The 247-nt window shown below is 64.0% G+C and carries 1 protein-coding gene; it reads right to left on the reverse strand.

Going from position 1 to position 247, the window contains the following annotated elements:
• The coding region (locus tag J0695_RS41630) for a Scr1 family TA system antitoxin-like transcriptional regulator (protein ID WP_242553801.1) at window positions 1–247 on the reverse strand (247 nt) is incomplete at both ends.

Below are 247 nucleotides of genomic sequence, written 5' to 3' on the forward strand. Positions count from 1 at the left end.
GAACGTGATCAATCACTTCCCGCGTCACTTCGACTCCGCCCGTACGCCGCAAGAACACCTGCTCCTCCAGGATGAAGCTGAACGCCGTGTTCGGGCGCTCCCGCAGCAACCGTTGCCGCTCCGCCCTCGCCACCCACTGGGCCTCGATCTGATCGTCACACAGGGGAGGCAGTTGGTTCACGAACAGCGTGCGCGCATACGCCTCCGTCTGCAACAGGCCCGGCACCAGGCGGCATTCGTACGTGTA

Source organism: Streptomyces beijiangensis (assembly GCF_017315755.1).
GTDB lineage: Bacteria > Actinomycetota > Actinomycetes > Streptomycetales > Streptomycetaceae > Streptomyces > Streptomyces beijiangensis.